The sequence below is a fragment of the Rubrobacter tropicus genome (assembly GCF_011492945.1).
GTDB lineage: Bacteria > Actinomycetota > Rubrobacteria > Rubrobacterales > Rubrobacteraceae > Rubrobacter_D > Rubrobacter_D tropicus.
In genome coordinates this window covers 2,326,401-2,345,341 of the sequence record NZ_CP045119.1, presented here as the reverse complement: position 1 = coordinate 2,345,341, position 18,941 = coordinate 2,326,401, and the positions used below count along the sequence as shown (strand labels likewise).

19 protein-coding genes are annotated in these 18,941 nt (G+C 65.3%); all 19 read left to right on the top strand.

From position 1 onward, the window contains the following. The first annotated feature begins 191 nt into the window (after positions 1-191). Complete coding sequence (locus tag GBA63_RS11675) at positions 192-683, top strand: NADH-quinone oxidoreductase subunit C (RefSeq protein WP_166176259.1); 492 nt, start codon at positions 192-194, stop codon at positions 681-683. Positions 684-686: 3 nt separating this feature from the next. Further along, positions 687-1,874 (top strand): NADH-quinone oxidoreductase subunit D, encoded by a 1,188-nt coding sequence (locus GBA63_RS11670; protein ID WP_166176257.1) that lies wholly within the window; start codon positions 687-689, stop codon positions 1,872-1,874. Further along, positions 1,875-2,885: an NADH-quinone oxidoreductase subunit NuoH gene (gene nuoH, locus GBA63_RS11665; RefSeq protein ID WP_166176255.1), complete on the top strand. Its 1,011-nt coding sequence runs from the start codon at positions 1,875-1,877 to the stop codon at positions 2,883-2,885. It begins immediately after the preceding gene. 10 nt (positions 2,886-2,895) lie between these two features. After that, positions 2,896-3,381, top strand: a complete 486-nt coding sequence (locus GBA63_RS11660; RefSeq protein WP_166176253.1) for a NuoI/complex I 23 kDa subunit family protein — start codon at positions 2,896-2,898, stop codon at positions 3,379-3,381. Beyond that, on the top strand, positions 3,378-3,914 hold the full coding sequence (locus tag GBA63_RS11655) for an NADH-quinone oxidoreductase subunit J family protein (RefSeq protein WP_166176251.1): 537 nt from the start codon (positions 3,378-3,380) through the stop codon (positions 3,912-3,914). The genes GBA63_RS11660 and GBA63_RS11655 overlap by 4 nt, the downstream gene beginning before the upstream one ends. Next, positions 3,914-4,273 (top strand): NADH-quinone oxidoreductase subunit NuoK, encoded by a 360-nt coding sequence (nuoK, locus tag GBA63_RS11650; RefSeq protein WP_166176249.1) that lies wholly within the window; start codon positions 3,914-3,916, stop codon positions 4,271-4,273. Before GBA63_RS11655 ends, nuoK begins: the two co-directional genes overlap by 1 nt. Positions 4,274-4,288: 15 nt before the next feature. Further along, positions 4,289-6,280: an NADH-quinone oxidoreductase subunit L gene (gene nuoL / locus GBA63_RS11645; protein ID WP_166176247.1), complete on the top strand. Its 1,992-nt coding sequence runs from the start codon at positions 4,289-4,291 to the stop codon at positions 6,278-6,280. Next, positions 6,277-7,731, top strand: coding sequence for a complex I subunit 4 family protein (locus tag GBA63_RS11640; RefSeq protein WP_166176245.1), 1,455 nt, complete (start codon positions 6,277-6,279; stop codon positions 7,729-7,731). The genes nuoL and GBA63_RS11640 overlap by 4 nt, the downstream gene beginning before the upstream one ends. After that, positions 7,731-9,164, top strand: coding sequence for an NADH-quinone oxidoreductase subunit N (locus GBA63_RS11635; protein ID WP_166176243.1), 1,434 nt, complete (start codon positions 7,731-7,733; stop codon positions 9,162-9,164). The genes GBA63_RS11640 and GBA63_RS11635 overlap by 1 nt, the downstream gene beginning before the upstream one ends. Before the next feature lie 39 nt (positions 9,165-9,203). Further along, positions 9,204-10,310, top strand: coding sequence for a sugar phosphate nucleotidyltransferase (locus GBA63_RS11630; RefSeq protein ID WP_166176241.1), 1,107 nt, complete (start codon positions 9,204-9,206; stop codon positions 10,308-10,310). A gap of 162 nt (positions 10,311-10,472) precedes the next feature. Continuing rightward, positions 10,473-10,889, top strand: coding sequence for a Uma2 family endonuclease (locus GBA63_RS24380; RefSeq protein ID WP_166176239.1), 417 nt, complete (start codon positions 10,473-10,475; stop codon positions 10,887-10,889). Next, entirely contained in the window at positions 10,835-11,023 is a 189-nt protein-coding gene (locus tag GBA63_RS11620) for a PDDEXK family nuclease (RefSeq protein WP_166172263.1), read from the top strand. The genes GBA63_RS24380 and GBA63_RS11620 overlap by 55 nt, the downstream gene beginning before the upstream one ends. 3 nt (positions 11,024-11,026) lie before the next feature. Further along, a complete protein-coding gene (locus tag GBA63_RS11615; protein ID WP_228282103.1) occupies positions 11,027-11,710 on the top strand; it encodes a ComF family protein in 684 nt (227 codons plus the stop codon). A 180-nt stretch (positions 11,711-11,890) separates the two neighbouring features. After that, positions 11,891-12,451 carry a ribosome hibernation-promoting factor, HPF/YfiA family gene (hpf, locus tag GBA63_RS23630; protein WP_166176235.1) on the top strand — a complete coding sequence of 187 codons (561 nt, stop codon included), beginning with the start codon at positions 11,891-11,893 and terminating at the stop codon, positions 12,449-12,451. Positions 12,452-12,538: 87 nt separating this feature from the next. Beyond that, on the top strand, positions 12,539-15,151 hold the full coding sequence (gene secA / locus GBA63_RS11605; RefSeq protein ID WP_166176233.1) for a preprotein translocase subunit SecA: 2,613 nt from the start codon (positions 12,539-12,541) through the stop codon (positions 15,149-15,151). Next, positions 15,152-16,243 (top strand): peptide chain release factor 2, encoded by a 1,092-nt coding sequence (prfB, locus tag GBA63_RS11600; RefSeq protein ID WP_166176231.1) that lies wholly within the window; start codon positions 15,152-15,154, stop codon positions 16,241-16,243. A gap of 6 nt (positions 16,244-16,249) precedes the next feature. Next, entirely contained in the window at positions 16,250-16,966 is a 717-nt protein-coding gene (locus GBA63_RS11595) for an LmeA family phospholipid-binding protein (RefSeq protein WP_166176229.1), read from the top strand. Between the two features lie 114 nt (positions 16,967-17,080). After that, the gene (ftsE, locus tag GBA63_RS11590; RefSeq protein WP_166176227.1) at positions 17,081-17,767 is read left to right on the top strand and encodes a cell division ATP-binding protein FtsE; all 687 of its coding nucleotides are present in this window, start codon (positions 17,081-17,083) and stop codon (positions 17,765-17,767) included. Next, complete coding sequence (locus GBA63_RS11585; protein ID WP_166176226.1) at positions 17,757-18,641, top strand: cell division protein FtsX; 885 nt, start codon at positions 17,757-17,759, stop codon at positions 18,639-18,641. The genes ftsE and GBA63_RS11585 overlap by 11 nt, the downstream gene beginning before the upstream one ends. The last annotated feature ends 300 nt before the right edge of the window (positions 18,642-18,941 follow it).

The window sequence follows — 18,941 nt, the reverse complement described above, 5'->3', positions numbered from 1 at the left end:
TACGTCTTCGAGCGCGAGGGGATGCCGCCCGCCTCCCAGACGGACGTCGGCTGGGTCCCGGACGAGGTCAAGAAGAAACTGAAGGAAGAAGAGCGGGCCCGCAAGGCCGCCGAGAAGGAGGCCGCCGCGAAGGCCGAGGCGGAAAAGGCGGGCTCGGCCGACGGCGAGACCGGCGGCGGGAAGGCCTGAGGATGGCTTTCACGATGCCGGAGGGGACGCTGGAAGACCGGCTCAAGCGTTATCTGGACGGCTTCGGGAGCCGGCACGGGTTGCTGGAGTCCGAGATCGTTGGGGATGCCGTCAGGGTCGTCGCCGCGCCCGGGGACGTTCCGGCTGTGCTCGCCACCGCGAAGGAGGTGCTCGGGATACCTCACCTTTCGTTCATCACGGTGGTGGACAGGGTCGGGTCGTTCGAGATCACCTACGCGCTGATAGACTTTCGCGGGGCGCGGGTGAACCTGAAGACCACCGTCGAGGGGGACGAGCCGGTCATAGGGACGGCCACGGCGATCTACCCGACGGCCAACTGGCACGAGCGGGAGGCCTACGACATGTTCGGGGTCGCGTTCGCCGGGCATCCGGACCTGAGGCGGCTTTACATGTGGCAGGACCACTTCGACCACCACCCGCTCCTGAAGAGCTTCGAGATCTCGACCAGGCGCACCTTCGAGGGACTGAGGTAGAGGATGATTAGCGAAGAACGCCGCGCCGAGCAGCAGAGCGCGCTCTCAGAGCCGCCAACCGGCCGTCTGGCGACCCCCGACGTCCGCGACGAGTTCGGCCTCGAAACCATAGACATGAACATGGGCCCGCAGCACCCGGCCATGCACGGCCTTCTGCGGCTCATCCTGGAGCTCGACGGCGAGACCGTCGTCAGGTGCGACCCCGTGATGGGATATTTGCACCGCTGTCAGGAGAAGATCGCCGAGAACCGCATGTACCCGGCTGTCATTCCACTGACGGATCGCCTCGACTACTTCGCCAACATGCACAACGAGCACGGCTACGTCCTGGCGGTGGAAGACTTGCTGGACGTGGAGATCCCACCCCGGGCCGAGTACATCCGGGTTTTGATGTGCGAGCTGATGCGCCTGGCGAGCCACATCCCTTCCATCGGTTTTTTGATGCTGGAGCTCGGGGCTTTCACCCCGATACTGTACGCCTTCAGGGAGCGGGAGCGGATACAGACCATCTTCGAGGCCGTAACCGGGGCCAGGATGATGTTCCACTACATCAGGATAGGCGGTGTGAAGGCCGACCTTCCGCCGGACATCCCTCAGAAGATCTGGGACTACATCGAGGGCCTGGAGTCGAGGTTTAAGAACGACTTCGTCGACCTGATTCAGGGCAACGAGATCTTTATCTCCCGCACCCGCGGGGTCGGCAAGATGACCCCGGAGAAGGCCGTCGAGATGGGCCTGACGGGCCCGCCCCTCCGCTGCACCGGCGTCGACTTCGACCTCCGCCGCGACTACCCGTACAGCATCTACCCCGAACTCGAGTTCGACGTCATCACCGACACCGCGGGCGACGTCGAGGCCTCGTACCGGGTGCGCATCGCGGAGTGCCTGCAGAGCATCAGGCTCATAAAGCAGTGCCTGGAGAAGATGCCAGAGGGCGCCGTGATGGGGGATCTTGGGCGCAGGCTGCGGCCGAAGGAGGGCGACGGGTTCGGGCGGGTGGAGAGCCCGCGCGGGGAGTTCGCCGTCCACATCGTCTCCGACGGGTCGGACACCCCTTACAGGGTCCATTACAGGGACCCGAGCTTCTGCAACATGCAGTTGTTGCAGGAGGTCATCCCGGGGCATTATTTGCCCGACATCATGCCGATCATGGGCCTCGTCGACCCGGTCTCCGGCGGCTGGGACAAGTAGATGCAGACCGTTCTGAACCTGCTCGAAACGGAGCCGATCCGGCTCTTCGTCTCCTTCGGGGCGGTGCTCTTCCTGGTGTTGAACCTGGCTGCGATCCTGACGATGGCAGAGCGGAAGGCGTCCGCTTACATTCATCTGAGGTACGGGCCGAACAGGGTTGGGCCGCGCGGGCTCTTGCAGCCGGCGGCGGACGTGTTCAAGCTGTTCACGAAGGAAAACGTCCATCCGGGACGGTCCGATTTGTGGGTCTTTCTCGGGGCGCCGATCGCGATGTTCCTGCCCGCAGCGCTCGTGTGGATGGTCGTACCGTTCGCGCCCGACGCGGTTGTGGCGAACCTGAACGTAGGGATACTCTTCTTCGTGGCGGTCACCTCGATAGGAGCTTTGGGCGTCGTTATGGCCGGGTACGGGAGCCGCTCGACGTTCTCGTTGCTCGGGGCGTTGAGGGGTGCCGCGCAGATGATCTCTTACGAGGTGCCCCTGATCCTGAGCCTCCTCGGGGTCATCATGCTCACCGGGAGCCTCTCGTTCGTGGACGTCGTGAACTCCCAGGGGAGCACGTTCTGGACGTGGTACTTCCTGCCGCAGTTGCCGATGTTCCTCACCTTCTACATCGCAGGGCTCGCCGAGGTGAAGCGCGTGCCGTTCGACTTGCCGGAGGGCGAGAGCGAGATCGTCGGCGGCTTCATGGTCGAGTACTCGGGGATGACGTGGGCGCTGATCCAGGCCGCCGAGTTCGCCTCGATGGGCCTGATGTCCGCCATCAACGTGACGCTCTTCCTCGGCGGCTGGCAGCCGCCGCTGCCGTTCCTCGACCTCGGGGCCTTCAACTGGTTGTGGTTCGGGCTCAAGACGGCGCTCATAATGTTCACGTTCCAGTGGATCCGTTGGAGCCTGCCGCGCCTCAGGATGGACCAGCTCATGGACCTCGGCTGGAAGGTGCTCGTCCCTATAACCCTCGTCTGGCTGTTCGTCACGGCCGGCGCGATGCTCGTGATCCCGGGCAACTAGGAGTGATGGTATGCCGCAGGTAGGACAGGGAATCCTGAAGGGGATGGGGGTAACCATCCGCCACCTCTTTCAGAACAAGATCACCCGCCAGTACCCCGAGTACAAGCGCGACCTCCCGGAGCGGAGCCGCGGGATGCTCACGGTGGACATGGACCGCTGCATAGCCTGCCTCCAGTGCATGCGCATCTGCCCGGACCACTGCATCTCCATCGAACAGGAGAAACGCGACGCCGACGGCTCAGGCAAGGCGAAACCCTACGCGGTCGGCTTCGTCATTGACGACTCCCGCTGCATGTACTGCTCCCTGTGCGTCGAGGTCTGCCCGGTCAACTGCATCTACCACACAGAGGAGTTCGAGGCGCAGGCTTACAACCGCCTGGAACTCGCCCGCCAGTTCGGCGAGCGCCCCGTGGACCCGACGATAGACCCCAAGCCCGCGGTCAAAAAGAAGCCCAAGGTCGCGAAGAAGGCGCCGAAGAAAGAGGCGGCGGCTTGACCATCGCGTTCGGGTTTTTGGCGGGGATGGTGCTCGTCTCCGCCTTCGGGGTCGTCGTCAGCCGGAACGTGGTCCACTCGGCGCTGTTCATGTCGGGGTCTTTCCTCGGGGTTTCGGGGTTCTTCGTCATGTTGAACGCGCCGGCGCTCGCGGCGTTTCAGGTCTTGATCTACGTCGGCGCGGTTACCGTGGTGATCCTGTTCGGCATCATGTTCACCCAGAGGCCGCAGGTGAAGCGCTACCGCACGATCATCAACCGCCAGTTCTGGGCCGGTTTGTGCGTGGCCGCCGGTGTCGGGGCGTTCCTGTCTTACGTGCTGTTTATCGAGGACTGGGGTTCAGTGGCGCCGGGGAACGGGCCGCGGCAGGTGGGCCAGCTCGGGCGTCAGCTTCTCGGGGTCGCGCCGGGGTCGGAGATCTTCACGCTGCTCTTCCAGGTAGTCTCGGTGCTGCTGCTGGTCGCCATCGTCGCCGCCATCGTGGTGAGCCGCAGGAAGGTCGGCACGGGTGTTGACCGGGGGGTGGAGGAGTAATGCCGCAGGTGCCGCCGCAGGTCCAGGCCGTGCTCGACGCGCTTCTGGCTTCCCCCGCGCTCGAGGCCTACCTCATCGTCGGGGCGATCATGTTCGCCATCGGGGCGTGGGGGGCGCTGGTGCGCAGGAACGCCGTGGTCATCTTCATGTGCGTCGAGTTGATGATAAACGGCGTCAACCTCACGCTCGTCGCCTTCGCGGATTTTCTGCCGAACGCCGGAGGTCTCGGGGTCAGCTACGCGGTTCTCGTCATAGCCATCGCCGCGGCGGAAATAGCGGTGGGGCTTGCTATAGTGCTGGCCGTGTTTCGGTCCAGAAGGACCGTGAACGTGGACGAAGTCACCTCGATGAGGGGTTAGAAAGGTGACAGGTTAGTGGAGACGGTAGGCCAACAACTGATAATCACCGCGATTCCCGCGCTTCCGGCGCTGGTCTTTCTGGTGCTCGTGCTCTTCGGGCGCGTCCTGAAGGAGAACGCCCAGTACGTCGCGATCCTCGGGGTGACGATCTCGCTCGTCTTCTCGGCCTTCGCGCTCGCGTGGGTGGCCGGGTGGCTCCCCGGTGGCGCCGACGGCGACCCCATCGCGTTCTCCAAGCCCTGGATAGACCTGGGCGCGGGCGGCTCGTTCTCGATGGGTGTCTACATCGACGGCCTGGCGGCCGTGATGCTCGTGGTGGTGTGCCTGGTCAGCCTCATGATCCAGCTCTACTCAGGCGCCTTTATGGAGGGCGACAAGCGCTTCGCCTGGTTCTACGCCGTCCTCAACCTTTTCACGGCCTCGATGCTCGGCCTGGTCTTGGCGCCCAACTTTATCCAGCTCTACATCTTCTGGGAGCTTGTCGGCGTCTGCTCGTACCTTTTGGTCGGCCACTGGTACGAGAAGCCCTCGGCCCGCGACGCGGCGCAGAAGGCTTTCATTGTGACGAGGGTCGGGGATGCTGCGCTTTTCGTTGGCATAATCATCTTCTGGGCAACGACCGGGTCGGTCGGCTTCGAGGACATCTCGCAGGCGGCCCAGGCGGGCTTTATCGGAGGCTCGCTGTTCACGGCGGCCGTGGTGATGGTCTTTGTGGGGGCCATCGGCAAGAGCGCCCAGTTCCCGCTTCACGTCTGGTTGCCCGACGCCATGGAGGGCCCGACGCCGGTCTCCGCGCTCATCCACGCGGCGACGATGGTCGCGGCCGGGGTCTACCTGGTGGCCCGGACCTTCGACATCTTCGTGCAGAGCCCGGCGGCGATGCTCGTCGTGGCGTACATCGGTGGGTTCACGGCCTTGATGGCCGGGACGATGGCGCTGGTCAAGAAGGACATCAAGCGGGTCATCGCCTACTCGACCGTCTCCCAGCTCGGGTACATGATGCTCGGGCTCGGGATCGGCTCGTACACGGCGGGCGTCTTCCACCTCTACAACCACGCCTTCTTCAAGGCGCTGCTCTTCCTGTGCGCGGGCAGCATCATCTACGCGATGGACTCGTACAACATGTTCGAGATGGGCGGGTTGAGGCGCAGGATGCCGATCACGTTCTGGGCGATGATCCTGGCAGGGCTCTCGCTCTCGGGGATCTTCCCGTTCGCGGGCTTCTGGTCCAAGGACGCCATAGTCGCTTCAGCTTATGAGGAGCACCTCTACGTCCTCTTCGCCATGGCATTGTTGACCGTCTTCCTTACGGCGTTCTACATCTTCCGCGCGATCTTCGTGGCCTTCACCGGGGAACCCCGGACGGAGGCCGCGCGAAACGCCACCGAGTCGCCCGGCATCATGACGGGCCCGATGCTGATCCTGGCCTTCCTCTCCGTAGTGAGCGGCTGGGTCGGTATTCCGGAGGGCTTCGGGCTCCCGATCCGGGACTACTTCTCCGCCTTCGTCACGCCGAGCGAGTTCGCGACGCGGACCCTCGACCTCGAAGAGCACTCCTTCAGCTTCGCCCTCGGCGGGGTGTCGGTCCTCGTGGCGTTGCTGGGCATAGGCCTCGCCTACGCGCTCTACGTCCAGAAACCCGAGCGATCAGGGGCGCTGGCGCGCAGGTTCGCGCCGGTACACACGTTTCTCGATAAGGGTTGGTACTTTGACGCGCTCTATGGGGCGACCTTCGTCCGTGCGGCCAGGTGGCTCGGGCGGGCGACCAACGGTTTCGACCGGAGGGTCGCCGTCGGCGGTCTCGTCGGTGGGATCGGGAGGGCGGCGATGGGCGTCGGCGGTCTGCTTCAGCGTTTTCAGACCGGCGGCGTTCAGAACTACGCGCTGTTCATCCTGCTCGCCGTGCTCGTTATAGGTGTGATCGTCGGGGCGCAGTACGCGTTCATGGTGGTTGCGTTGATCGCGGTGATAACGATAGCCGCCTTCGCGGTGGGGGTGAAGCTGTGATCACCACGATAACCATCTTTATCCCGCTGATCGGCGCCATCCTGATGCTCCTGCTCCCCGAGCAAGAGCGACCCTTGCGCTACGCGGCGCTCGCGGTGGCGGCCGTACCGCTGCTGCTAACGCTCTACATCTACTTCGCCTACGGGAGCGGTCTTGGCGTACCGTCGCTCACCCAGGACTTCGACTGGATCCCGTCGCTCAACATGGGCTACAGGGTCGGGCTCGACGGCCTCGGGTTCGGGATGTTCTTCCTGACGGCGCTCCTGACGCTCATCGCCGTCGTCGCGTCTTACGACGTGCGGGAGAACCTCAAGCAGTACTTCGCGATCCTGTTCATCGCCGAGGTCGGGATGTTAGGCGTGTTCGCGTCCGAAGACCTGATCCTCTTCTACATCTTCTTCGAGATCACGCTAATACCCATGTACCTCCTCGTCGGCATCTGGGGCGACCAGAACCGCCGCCAGGCTGCCATAAAGTTCTTCGTCTACACGTTCCTCGGGAGCACCGTGATGCTCGCGGGCTTCCTCGCCTTCGGCATCCTCGCCGGCACCTACGCCATGGATTCGCTGACGGCGGGCGGAGGCCTGGGACGGACGGCCCAGATCGCGATAGCCGCGCCGATTCTCTTCGGCCTGCTTATAAAGGTCCCGGCGGTCCCGCTGCACGGCTGGCTGCTCGACGTCTACGTCTCGAGCCCGATCTCCACGAACGTAGTTCTCTCCGGCATCCTGCCCAAGCTCGGAACTTACGGCCTGATCAAGGTTGCCATACCGCTCCTGCCAGAGGGTGTCGAGCCCTTTCTGCCATACCTGGCGGCGTTCGGGGTCATAAACATCGTCTACGGCGCGTTCGTGGCCTTCTTGCAGCCCGACCTGAAGGCGCTCGTCGCGTACTCGTCCATCGGGACCCTTGGCTTCATCCTGCTCGGGGCGGCGTCCGGTAACGCGGTCGGCCTGAACGGGGCGGTCTTGCAGCAGGTAACGCACGGGTTGTACTCGGCGCTGCTGTTCGTGCTCGTCGGCGTGATCGCGGCGAGGACCGGGACGCGGCGGATTCGGGAGCTCGGCGGCCTTGCGGCCAGGATGCCGTGGGCCGGCGGCCTGCTGGCGCTCGGGGCCATGGCGGCGATGGGGTTGCCGGGGCTCGCCGTCTTCGTCTCGGAGTTCATGAGCATAATGGGCGGGTACGAGGCCTTCCCGGTGCAGGGAGTACTTGCCGCCCTCGGCATCGTGCTCTCGGCGATGTACCTGCTCTACATGCTGGCCCGCGTCGTCTTCGGGCCGATAGAGAGGCCCGCCTACGAGGCTATCGAGGACGCAGGTCCGATGGAGATGGCTGCGGCGGTGCCGCTCGCGGTGTTGCTCGTCCTGTTCGGGGTCTTCCCGGCGCTCCTGGTGAGCGTGCAGCGTCCGGGTGTCGAGGCCGTTCTTAGCGCGATAGGGGGTGGCTAGTGGTTACCGGGCAGACTTTCGTCGCGCTCCTGCCGGAGCTGGTGGCAATAGGGTTCCTGATAGGGGTCCTCATGGTAGGGGTCTTCTTCCAGAACAGCATCGGGCTCGTCGCCGGCCTCGCGGCCCTCGGTACGCTCGCCGTCTTCGGCAGCGCGGCCGGTCTGCTCGCGGCCGGGTTCGAGGGAGAGTACTTCGGCGGCGGTTTCGTGGTGGACAACTTCGCGTTGTACTTCAAGCTGATCGTGGCCGGCAGCGCCTTCTTCGCCGTGCTCGCCGCCGCCCGCTGGTCCGGCAACACGGGCGACGCCCCGGAATACCTGACGCTCATCCTCGCCGTAGTCCTCGGCTCCATCCTGCTCGTCTCCATGCGCGACCTTTTCGGCGTCTTCCTCGCGATAGAGCTCGCGACGATACCTTCTTACGCGATGGTCGCCTTCGACCGGAGGCGCCGGGAGAGCGCCGAGGGCGGGATGAAGTACCTGATAACCGGCGTCGTCGCCTCGTCGGTGCTGCTCTACGGCATAGTACTTATCTACGGCGTCTCCGGCTCCGCCCAACTCGACGACGTGGCCCGGACCTTCTCCGGCGGCCTTACGCCCGTCGCCCTCCTCGGCCTCGTGCTCCTCCTCTCCGGCTTCGCCTTCAAGGTCTCGGCCGCGCCCTTCCACTTCTGGACCCCGGACGCCTACCAGGGCGCACCTACGAGCGCCGCCGCGTTCCTCTCGGTCGCGCCCAAGGCGGCGACCTTCGCGATACTGCTCAGGATCCTTTTGGAAGGAATGCCCGAGGCCGCGCCGACGTGGACGGCGGTGATGGCGTTCCTCGCGATACTTACGATGTTCGTCGGCAACCTGGCGGCGCTCAGGCAGCGCAACGTGCGCCGGATGCTTGCTTACAGCTCGGTGGCGCATTCGGGGTACATCCTGGCCGCGTTCGCGGCGTTGCAGGGGCAGGGAACGGGGCGGGCGGTCGAGGCCGTCTTGATCTACTCCGCCGCCTACGCGTTCATGAACATCGGCGCGTTCCTCGTAATAGATCTCGTCGGAGAGGAAGCGAAGAGCTTCAACGGGCTGTTCCGCACCAGGCCCGCGCTGGCGGCCAGCATGGGCGTCTTTATGGCCTCGCTCGTCGGAATCCCGCCCTTCAGCGGGTTCTGGGGGAAGGCCTGGATCATCTTCTCCGGCGCCCAGTCCGGATCGGTGCTGGTCTACGTCGTGGTTGGCGCGCTGGTCGTGAACAGCGTCATCTCGGTTCCTTACTACTTCGGCATTATCCGCAACATGTTCTTCGAGAAGCCGACGCTCGACGCCGCCGAGCCGCCCGGGGGCGGCGCGGTAAAGTTCTCCGTGTACGCGCTGGCGCTGCTGACGGCGCTGTTCTTCCTCCTCATCGTCCCGATCTCCGCCCTTGCCGGCGGATCGGGCCTGGGCTAGGCCGCAACTGCGGGCGGAGACTAGCAGGGCGGGAAGTCGATGAAAGCCGTGGTTCTGGTGGGCGGGCAGGGGACCCGCCTCAGGCCGATCACCTTCGACACCCCGAAGGCGCTCGTGCCGCTGCGCAACCGGCCTTTTATGGGGTACATGCTCGACTTCCTGCGGGGCGGCGGGCTGGACGGGGCCGTTCTCTCCTTGGGGTATTTGCCCGACCCGATCCAGGACTACCTCGCGAACTGGCACGACCTGCGCGGCTTCGACGTCGATTACGCCGTGGAGGAGCACGCGCTCGGCACGGCCGGCGGTATCAAGAACGCGGAGGAGTACCTGGACGGCGACCCGTTCGTGGTCGTCAACGGCGACGTGCTCACGGGGATGGACCTCGCAGAAGCCATCAGGATCCACAAAGCCTCGGACGCTCTGGCGACCATCACCCTGACGAGCGTCGAGGACCCGACGGCCTACGGCCTGGTCGAGGTCGACCACGACATGGTGGTCCAGCGTTTCATAGAGAAGCCCGCGGCGGACGAGGTGACGACGAACCTGGTGAACGCCGGCGTCTACGTTCTGGAACCGGAGGTGCTCGGCATGATACCCGCCGGCCGCGAGGTCTCCATAGAGCGTGAGATCTTCCCCGAGCTTCAGGCCCGGGGCCGCCTCATGGCCCACGTCTCCAGCTCGTACTGGCGGGATATAGGAACTCCGCGCAGCTACCTGGCCGCCTCCCACGACGTGCTCTCGGGCGCCGTCGGCACGGACCGGACGAACTTCGAGTACATGGACGTGAAAGAAGACGCCAGCTGCGGCAAGAACGTCAAGCTTCTCCCGCCGCTCTCCGTGGCCGAAGGGTGCGAGATCTCCGACCTCGCCACCATCGGGGGTCGCTCGGCCCTCGGAAGAAACTGCCGCATCGGACGGGGCGCCGTGGTCGAGGGGAGCATCCTGCTCGACGGCGCGCGGGTAGACGCGGGTGCCGTGATCCGGGGCTCCATCATCGGCCGCGACGCCAGGGTCGGCCGGGGCGCCATCGTACGCGGCCTCTCCGTCCTCGGCGCCGGGTGCGTGGTCGGCGAGGGCAACGTGCTCGATCAGGGAATCCGCGTGAACCCGGGCGTCGTACTGCCCCCCCGCAGCTTGAGGTTTTAGCGGGCCGCTTCGCGGCTCGCAACCCGCTCCGGCTTTCGCCTCCGCTTTCAGCCTGTCAGCATTTCAGGCTTCCGATTCAAGGGTTCGGTTCGGGCTGCCGATACTCTGCCCCGGGCAGTCCGGGAGGCTAGAATTGCGGTACGCGATCCAGGGTGAGGTGTTATGGCCGTCACGCGCAAGCCGGTTACCGCGGAGGAGTTGCTCAGCCCGCCCGATGATGGTCTTCGGCGCGAGTTGGTACGCGGGGAGGTGCGCACGATGGCCCCGGTGGGGAACGTGCCTGGACGGATGACTATGAACGTCAGCACGCCGCTGGATCGGTTCGTCAGGGCACACGATCTTGGCGTGGTCTTCGCGGCCAAAACCGGCTTCAAAATGGGTGGCAACCCGGACACCGTGCGCGCTACCGACGTAGCTTTCGTGCGGCGCGAACGCGTGGAGGCTGCCGGCGAAATCGAGGGGTACTGGCCCGGGGCCCCGAACCTCGCTGTCGAGGTAGTTTCCCGAACGACCGTTTCGCAGAAGTGGAAGAGAAGGTTGCCGACTGGCTCGCCGCCGGTACCCGCATGGTCCTGGTAGTGAACCCGTGCGCCACGACCGTGACGGTCCGAACCTCGGAGAAAGTAGCCCGAACCTTCTCGGAAGAGGAGGTCCTCGACGGCGGCGACCTGGTCTCCGGCTGGACGCTTCCCGTGGCCGGCGTGTTCCGGTAACGCTTGCAGGCCTACGTCGAAGCGCTGGCGGACCTTTTCTATCCCCAGTGGTGCCTTTCTTGCGATCGACGGGCGAGCGACGTCGTGTGCCGCGTCTGCTTCGAGGCCCTGCCGCGGATCGGGCGTCCCTCCTGCGGCCGATGCGGCATCCCCGCCGCCTTCGAGATGCGGGTTTGCGAGGCGTGCAAGACCGTGGACTTCGGCTTCGAGAGCGCGCGTGCGCCGCTGCGTTACGAGGGGGTAGGGAAGGAGATCGTCCATGCCCTCAAATACCGCGGCTACACCCGCGTAGTAGAGAAGCTGGCCGCCCCGCTAATGGCCGAAGCGCTCGGCGTGCCCGGTCCGTTCGACGCGGTAGTTCCCGTACCGCTTCACCGGGCGCGGAAGAGGAAGCGCGGCTTCAACCAGGCTGCCTTGCTGGCCCGGGGCGTCGCGGGCCGGATGAACACGCCCGTTTCGGATACACTACAAGTCGTGCGGAGCACCCGGGATCAGGTCGAGCTCTCGGCCGCCGAGAGGCGCGCGAACGTCGCCGGCGCCTTTGCGGCGAAGGCCCCCCTGCGGGGCAGGCTACTCCTGGTGGACGACGTCCTCACCACCGGCGCCACCCTGAGCGCCTGCGCCGACACGCTCATAGAAGCCGGGGCCGCAGAAGTCCACTCCCTAACGCTGTGCAGAACGTGTTAGCTATCAGCGGTCAGCCGTCAGCTTTCAGCTTTTTGCCGTTCGCTGCGCGCCTCGGCTGCGCGATAGGACGGTTCCGGTCGGAGGGACGATCTCAACAGCTAGTCGGGTCCGCTCTGGAGTACCGAGTTGCACGCTTTTGCTGATAGCTGACGGCTGATAGCGCCGACCGAAAGGAGGCCAATGGACGTACTGGTCAAGGGACGAAACATCTTCGTGACGCCGGCTTTGGAGGAGTACGCGCTGGAGAAGGTGGAGCGGGTCAGCAAGTTCTTCGACGACGAGAAGAGCCACTCGCGGGCGGAGGTCGAGTTGATCCACGAGCGCAACCCTTCCGTGACTGACGCGGAGGTCGCCGAGACCACCCTGTTCATAAACGGGACCGTTCTCAAGGCCAGGGAAGCCTCGGAGGACATGTACGCCTCGATAGACAAGATGGCCGACAAGTTGGAGCGGCAGGTTCGTCGGTACAGGGGGCGCCAGATCGACCGCTGGCAGGGCCAGGCGAAGAACGCCCCGCCACCGCCCGAGGAGCCCGAGATCCCGGACGAGGAAGAGATCGGGGCCCGGATCGTGCGCACCAAGCAGTTCCAGATGAAGCCGATGGGGGCCGAGGAGGCCGTGCTCCAGATGGACCTTCTCGACCACGACTTCTTCGTGTTCACGAGCGCCGAGAGCGGGGACATCAACGTGGTATACCGTCGGCGAGACGGCAACTACGGGCTGATAGAGCCCGCAAAATAGGGCTCGATGCCTTAAACTATCGTGCGGAGAGGCCCGCCCGGCGGCGGGCCGCCGCATACTGTTTCTGATCTAGGCTGGTGTTCGCGAGTGGCTAATCTGCTGACAAAGATATTGAGGATGGGCGAGGGCCGCAAGGTAAAGGTCCTGCAGCAACGCGTCGGGGCCGTGACGGCCCTCGAACCGGAGATCGAGAAGCTCTCCGACGACGAGCTGCGGGCCAAGACCGACGAGTTCAGGAAACGCATCGCCGAAGGCGAGGCCCTGGACGACCTCCTGCCCGAGGCCTTCGCCGTCGTTCGGGAGGCGTCCAGGCGTACTTTGGGGATGCGGCCCTTCGACGTGCAGGTCATGGGCGGCATAGCGCTGCACGAGGGCAAGATCTCCGAGATGAAGACCGGCGAGGGCAAGACGCTCGCGGCCACCATGCCCGTCTACCTGAACGCCCTCTCGGGCAAGGGCGTCCACGTCGTCACCGTCAACGACTACCTGGCCCGCCGCGACGCCGGCTGGATGGGCGAGGTCTACTCCTTTCTCGGCCTCACCGTCGGCCTCGTCCAGGAGAGCATGGACTTCGACCAGCGCAAAGAGGCGTATTCCGCGGACATCACCTACGGCACCAACGCCCAGTTCGGCTTCGACTACCTGCGCGACAACATCGCCACCTCGACGGAGCAGCTCGTCCAGCGGCCCTTGAGCTACGCCATAGTGGACGAGGTCGACTCGATCCTCATAGACGAGGCCCGCACCCCGCTCATCATAAGCGGGATGCCCGAGAGCGCCGCGGACATCTACTACCGCTTCGCCGCCATCATGCCGCGCCTCAAGGCCGGCGAGGACTACGAGACGGACGAGAAGAAGCGCCAGGTGGCCCCGACCGAGAGCGGCGTCGAGAAGGTCGAGAAGGCTCTGGGCGTCGAGAACCTCTACGACGACGTCAACACCAACCTCGTCAACCACCTCAACCAGGCCCTCAGGGCGCAGACGCTCTTTCACAAAGACAAGGAGTACATAGTCAGGGACGGGCAGGTGTACATCGTCGACGAGTTCACCGGGCGCGTGCTGGAGGGTCGGCGTTACTCCGAGGGGCTCCACCAGGCCATCGAGGCCAAAGAAGGGGTCCAGATACGGGAGGAGAACCAGACGGTCGCCACGGTGACCATCCAGAACTTCTTCAGGATGTACGACAAGCTCTCCGGCATGACGGGTACCGCGGCCACGGAGGCCGACGAGTTCATGCACACGTACAAGATGGAAGTAGTCTCCATCCCGACCCACAGGGAGATGATCCGGCTCGACGAAGACGACCTCGTCTACAAGACGAAGGCCTTCAAGCACAAGGCCGTCGTCGAGGACATCGTCGAGCGCCACAAGAAGGGCCAGCCGGTCCTCGTCGGCACCGTCTCCGTCGACGTCTCGGAGCACCTGTCGGGGATGCTCAAGCGGCGCGGGATCAAGCACAACGTCCTGAACGCCAAGCAGCACGAGCGGGAGGCCGAGACGATACTCGAGGCCGGCGAGAAGGGCGCGGTCACCATAGCCACCAACATGGCGGGCCGAGGGACGGACATCAAGCTCGGCGAGGGCGTCGAGGAACTCGGAGGGCTCTACGTGCTCGGCACCGAGCGCCACGAGTCGCGCCGCATAGACAACCAGCTCCGCGGCCGTTCCGGGCGTCAGGGGGACCCTGGCGAGTCGCGGTTCTACCTCTCGTTCGAGGACGATCTGCTCCGGCTCTTCGGGGGTCAGAGGATGCAGGGGCTCATCGAGAGGATCGGTCTCGAAGAAGACGTGCCGATCGAGGCGGGCATGATCTCGAGTTCCGTCCGACGGGCCCAGGAGCAGGTCGAGAGCCGCAACTTCCAGATGCGCAAGAGGATTCTCGAGTACGACGACGTCCTCAACAAGCAGCGCGAGGTCATCTACGGTATCCGCCGCGACATCCTGATGGGCGAGAACGTGGACACGATAGAGTACGTCGAGGACGTGCTCACGCAGGTGGTCTCCGAGTACGCCTCGGCCGACGTGTATCCGGAGGAGTGGGACCTCGACTCGCTGCAGGCCGAGATCAACCGCTTCTACCCCGCCACGGTGGACCTGAAGTCCCTCGACGTCGAGACGCTCACCGGCGAGCAGGTCCGGGAGCTGGTCCTCAAAGACGCCCGCGCGCGTCTGGAGGACCGCAAAGCCGAGTGGGACGAGAGGATGGCGGAGCTCGAGAGGCGCGGCCTGGCCCGCACCGACGGCGTCGCCTCTTTCGAGGAGGCCGAGCGCCGGACGCTGCTCTCGGTCGTGGACTCCCGCTGGCGGGAGCACCTGTACGAGATGGATTACCTGCGCGAGGGCATCGGGTGGCGCGGCCTCTCCCAGCGCGACCCGCTCGTCGAGTACAAGCGCGAGGGCTTCGACATCTTCCAGGAGATGGAGCGGGGCCTGAAAGAGGACTACGTCACGTACATATACCGCATCGAGAACGTCAAGCTGCGCGAGGAAGAGATGCAGCAGTACTCCTACAGCGGCGGGACCGAGGAGCCGAACGAGCGGCCCAAGAGCCCGCGCCGCGCCGACGCCAAGGTCGGGCGCAACGATCCCTGCCCGTGCGGATCCGGCAAGAAGTTCAAGAAGTGCCACGGGCAACCCGGCGCCCCGCCCCTCAACGTCCCGATAAGCTCGACCGACGCCCCCGACCTCCGGACGGGCTAATTGACCGAGCTCAGGGAGAAGACGGCCGAGCTCGAAGGGCGCCTCGCGGAGCTCGAGGCGTTCTTCGACGTGGCGAGCCTCGAGGCCGAGGCGGAGGAGCTCGGGGAGGAGATGAGCCGGCCCGGCTTCTGGGACGACCCGGAGACCGCGCGGGAGGTCTCGGGCCGCTTCTCGCGGGTGCAGGGCAGGATGCGCCTCCTCCACGATTTGCGCGAACGCCTCTCGGACTCCGGCGAGCTGTTGGAGCTATCCGGGGAAGACGCGGGCCTGCTGCGGGAGGTCGAAGAAGAGCTGCGCCGGGTCGAGGGGTCGCTGGAGGAGCAGGAGATTGCGCGGCTCTTCTCGGGCGAGTACGACGAGGGCGACGCCATACTGACCATCAACCCTGGCGCGGGCGGCGTCGACTCGCAGGACTGGGCGGAGATGCTCGCCAGGATGTACAGGAGGTGGGCCGAGAGGCGCGGCTTCGCGCTCGAGGTCATCGAGTACACCGAGGGCGAGGAGGCCGGCATCAAGAGCGCCACCTTTACCGTCAAGGGCGAGTACGCCTTCGGGCTTCTCTCGGCGGAGAGGGGGATTCACAGGCTCGTCAGGATCAGCCCCTTCGACGCCGGAGGCCGCCGGCACACGAGCTTCGCCTCCGTCGCGGTCGCGCCCGTCGTGGGGGAGGCGGTCGAGGTCGAGGTCGAGGAGAAGGACCTCAAGGTAGACACCTACAGGGCCTCGGGCGCGGGCGGCCAGCACGTGAACAAGACCGACTCCGCCGTTCGCATAACCCACCTGCCGACGGGGATCGTGGCCCAGTGCCAGAACGAGCGGAGCCAGCACCAGAACCGCGAGGTCGCCATGCGGGTCCTCCGGGCGAGGCTCTTCGAGCTGGAGCGGGAGAAGCGGGAGCAGGAGATCGCGGCCCAGAGCGGCGAGAAGGCCGAGAACGAGTGGGGGAGCCAGATCCGCTCCTACGTCCTTCATCCCTATAAGCTCGTGAAAGACCACCGCACGAACGAGGAGACGGCGAACGTCGACCGGGTCCTCGACGGCGAGCTCGACGACCTCGTCTACGCTTTCCTGAAGTCCCGGACGGCCGCCTAGTCTTCAGTGCGAAGATTCCTCCTGTTCGTAGTCATGCTCGGCGCCCTCGTCTTTGTGGTCGTCCCGTACTTCGTCCTGCCGGCGGTACTGGAGGGTCTCGTCGCCCGCGACGTGCAGGACCGGCTCGGTTTGGCCGAACGTCCCGGTGTGGAGTTGGAGAGCGATCCCCAGTGGGAGATGCTCCTCGGCGAGTTCTCCGGTGGCAGGATCTCCGTCGGGGGGACGGACCTCGGGGGCGTGCGGGCCGAGGGCGTGGCGATGGACCTCGAGCCGTTCAGCGTGAGTGTGGGGGAGAGCGTCAGCGGCAGGACGGCCGTCGTGGAGGAGCCGCTCTCCGGCCGGGTCCGGCTCACGATCTCGGAACGAGAAGTCTCGCGGCTGGCGCGGGAGAACGCCGGTGTGCCCGTCAACGGCGTGGGGTTGCGGGAAGAAGGCGCCACCATCGACTCCGAGGCTTCGGTGCTCGGGACGACCTTCCCGGTGGCGGTGGAGGGAGACGTCGGCGTCGAGGGGAACGCGCTCGTATTTCGTCCCGGCACCGTGCGGGCCGCGGGCATGACGGTGCCAGGGTACCTGGCAGACTCGCTGCTGGCCGGCACGGCGTTCCGGTATCCGGTGAAGGGTTTGCCCTACGGGGCGACCATTACCGACGCCAGGACGAGGGAGGGGGCCGTCGTGCTGACGGGGAGGGTGTCCGGGGTCGAGATCGGGGGCGGCGGTTGATAATGCCACTTTTTGTTGCTAAGGTCTCCCGTGGCCGAAAAAGTTCCTGGAGGGGGAACCTCGGGCCGGGCCCCGCCTCGCGCGGCGGGGTGTAAGCCACATCCGGAGAGGTCCATGATCCGATTCAGCAACGTCACGAAGGTCTACGGCAAAGACACGGTCGCCCTGGAGCGGCTCAACCTGGAGATAGACGCCGGGGAGTTCGTGTTCCTGGTCGGGGCCAGCGGTTCCGGCAAGTCCACCATGGTGCGCCTCATGCTCAAGGAGATGGAGCCCTCCGCTGGTGCCATATTCGTCAACGGCACGAGGCTCTCGTCGGTCCCCAGGCGCCGCATCCCGCGTCTGAGGCGGGACATCGGGTGCGTCTTCCAGGACTTCAAGCTGCTGCCGAACAAGACTGCCGCCGAGAACGTCGCCTACGCCATGGAGGTAACGGGGCAGAGGCGGCGGGTCATAAGGACCAAGGTGCCCCAGATCCTGGACCTCGTGGGCCTCTCGGGCAAGATGGACAAGTTCCCCGAGATGCTCTCGGGCGGCGAACAGCAGCGCGTCTCGATAGCGCGCGCGTTCGTCTCCCAGCCGCCGATACTGGTGGCTGACGAGCCTACGGGCAATTTGGACCCGAACACCAGCGTCGGCATCATGCAGCTCTTGCACAGGATCAACCGCACCGGCACCACCGTCGTCGTCGCCACGCACGACAGGGAGATGGTGGACGTGATGCGCAAGCGGGTAGTGGCCCTCGAAGAGGGCCGCATCGTCCGCGACAAGGTCAAGGGGGCTTACGCTGATGAGGTTTAACCTGGGCTTCTTTCTGGGCGAGGCGTTCAAGAACATCCGCCTGAACCTGCTGATGAGCATAACCGCCGTTACCACCACGTTCATCTGCATCCTGGTCCTCGGCGTCGGCCTGCTCGTGAGCTCGCACGTCGAGGGGGTGATAGGCTCCGTGCGCGAGGACGTCAGCGTCGAGGTCTTCATGCCGGGACGCGGCGAGGAGGAGATGGCGGCTCTGGAGGAGAAGGCGCAGGGCTGGGAAGAGGTCGCAAGCGTAAACCGGGTCTCCGAGGACGAGGCGCTCGCGGCGTTCAAGGACACCTTCGAGGAGCAGCCCGAGCTCTACGAGAACCTCGACCCCGGCGTGTTGCCCGCCTCGTTGCAGATACAGCTCACCGACCCGGACTTCGCCAACAGCGTGGCGGACAAGCTCAAGGCCGAAGGGTACGACGAGGAGAACCTGAGCTATCCGCAGCAGACCATCGAACGGCTCAACTCCGTTACCTCGTACATGATCTGGGGCCTCTACGCGGCGACGATCCTGTTCCTTGTCGCGAGCGTGCTCTTGATCTCGAACGCCATCCGGCTCTCGATCTTCGCCCGCCGCAAGGAGATAGAGGTCATGAAGCTGGTCGGCGCCTCGGACGGCTTCGTCCGAACGCCTTTCGTGCTGGAGGGCCTGATGCAGGGCCTCCTCGGAGCCGGCCTGGCCGCCCTGACGGTGGTCTGGCTCAACTACCTCTTCGTCGACTGGACCCGCCAGGAACTGACCTTCGTCCCGATAGTCTCCGACGCCGTAAACACGGCCTCCATACTCGTGATCCTAGTCTTCGTGGGCGTCGCGATCGGAGTGGGCGGCAGCTTCCTCTCCGTAACAAGGTTCCTCAGGAAGATCTAGGCGCCAAAGGCGCCTAGATCTTCAGCACGCCCGCTTCGCGGGCTTTCAGCACGTTAGCGAGTCGTCTGTAAGCGTTGCGCTCTTCGGCAACGGAACCGTCGGGTATGGCGCCGCCCGGTCGCGCCCCACGCGGCTGAAAGCTGACAGCTGAGAGCGAGGACTGCGGAGCAGGCCGATGCGTGCTGATAGCGGAGCCCTTAGGGCGTAGCGGGCTGAAAGCCGCCGCAGGCGGCGTGCTAGAATCTCCTCGGTGTTTTTCTCGACTTTCCAGACCGGGGTCAGGCTTTGATTATTCCCGCT